Here is a 1,777-nt window from a genome sequence, read left to right as displayed (position 1 = left end):
ATCATGGCCGATGAGAAAAGCCGGTAAGTCAAGACGGCCCTCGGCGTCAGCTTACTGTCCTGAGCGGGCCAAGGCAGGAGATCATCTGCGGGATGTGGAACCTTGCGGCCCGCCCTCCTGAAAAAACCTTAAATCGCTAAAAGAACTGAAAGTTGATACTGCTAGGAACGGAAATAGCGGCCACTACCGAGCACGTTCGCCAGCTTCCACAATGTTCCAGCAGTTAATGGGGGAAGGGTCGGCGGAAGAACTTCCTCGCCGAAGCGTTTTCTCACAAAATATCAGACGCTTAACGAGGTTGTATGGCGGAGACGAAGGGATTCGAACCCTCGAGACCCTTTGGGGGTCTGCACCCTTAGCAGGGGTGTGCCTTCGACCGCTCGGCCACGTCTCCGCTGACCCGTCTAGCAGGTCAAGCCGTGCACATACAAGCGAAAATTCGAGGACCGTAAGTCTGCCACGACGGAGACCTCAACTGCCTGAAATGGCGTGGAAACGCACCGTCCGGAGCAGGTTTTGGGCAAGATTGGGTCGTCTGTTTTTTGCGCCGACCGCCGCGAGTTGCAGCCGAAATCGCCCGAAATCGGGTTCGGCAAGATGGACGAGAAGATTCAGATGAAGAAGCGACGTTTTGCCAAGGCGCAGATCATGGGCGTGCTGCGGCAGGCCGCGGGATGGTCTGGCTGTGCCCGAGATCTGCCGTGAGCATGGGATCAGCAGCGCGACATTCTACAAGTGGCGCGCCAAGTATGACGGCGTGTCCATGATGAGCCAGAGGAGGGGTGAACGCCACCGGTTCGAGTTACCGCGAACGCGCTTGAGGCGTAAGCGGCATGTGCCGCAATTTCGGCATCGAAATCGCCGTTCTTGCCTCGCCGCCGGCGGTCGTGCCTGTCGGGTGCCGTCACGTCCAGCACAGGGACGCCAGCTTCCTGCATGGTGCGCAGCAGCCCCGCGCCATAGCTGCCCGAGCATTCGATGCCGATGCGCTCAAGGCCCCCGAAGGACCGCATCCAGGAGAGCATCTGGCGATACCCCTGCCTGGTGGTCGGGAAGCTTTCCACGCCAAGAAGCCGGTCAACATGGTCGACGACCGCGGCGATGTGCAGATCCTTGTGGGTATCGACACCACCGATAACGAAAGAATTCACAGCCATGGGCTGGCCCCTTCCTTCAGAAACCTGAACGTGGCTCGCCAGGAAGAATGCCGGGGCAGGACAGTCACGAGACCCGATGGTCACGCCCTTCTCGGGTCACCGTGCATCTTCGAGGCAAAGCCTCACTGGCTGGCGCTTCGGATGACCGACAGATCAACGGAAGGACACGCATCAGGTCGATGGGCATGAGGGTCAGATCATGCCGAAGTGCCAGCCAGCACCAGCCCAGCAGACTGTCGATCCCTCTTCCGATCAAACCATTCGCGAACTACGAGCGGGCTGGTCAGGCACTTCTCGGACCAGACGGCGCGCTTGAGCACCTCGGCCGCGAAGTCCGAGGTCTCGCGGTCGTGGACCTCCCAGCCGACGATCTTGCGGCTGAAGATGTCGACGATGAGGTAGAGGTAGAAGAAGGCACCGGCGATCGGTCCGGGCAGCCACGTTATGTCCCAACTCCAGACCTGGCACGGCGCCGCGGCTTCGAAGATGCTGGGTGGCTTGCGGCGCGCAGCCGGGGATGGGCGGCATGCGCCACCGCAACTCCTCGGTCCGTCACAAGCCTTACTGACCTGCCACTGGTCTTTCATCCAGCCGCGACCGGAGCCGGTTGTTGATTTATG

1 protein-coding gene, 1 tRNA gene and 2 pseudogenes are annotated in these 1,777 nt (G+C 60.5%); 1 reads left to right on the top strand and 3 read right to left on the bottom strand.

Annotation, left to right across the window (positions count from 1 at the left end; all coding sequences use genetic code 11):
- Positions 1-303 precede the first annotated feature (303 nt).
- Positions 304-394 (bottom strand) — tRNA-Ser (locus tag FG154_RS20370).
- A gap of 221 nt (positions 395-615) precedes the next feature.
- Here FG154_RS20370 and FG154_RS21165 point away from each other — a divergent pair.
- Positions 616-760 (top strand): annotated as a pseudogene (locus tag FG154_RS21165) (transposase); the annotation flags it as partial.
- A gap of 34 nt (positions 761-794) precedes the next feature.
- Here FG154_RS21165 and FG154_RS20355 read toward each other — a convergent pair.
- Positions 795-1,157 (bottom strand): annotated as a pseudogene (locus tag FG154_RS20355) (IS110 family transposase); the annotation flags it as partial.
- Between the two features lie 197 nt (positions 1,158-1,354).
- Positions 1,355-1,777: DDE-type integrase/transposase/recombinase (locus tag FG154_RS21990; protein WP_222120593.1), on the bottom strand; the 423-nt coding region annotated here is incomplete at its 5' end.

Source organism: Cereibacter sediminicola, from assembly GCF_007668225.1.
Lineage (GTDB): Bacteria > Pseudomonadota > Alphaproteobacteria > Rhodobacterales > Rhodobacteraceae > Cereibacter_A > Cereibacter_A azotoformans.
This window is presented reverse-complemented; position numbering and strand designations above follow the sequence as displayed.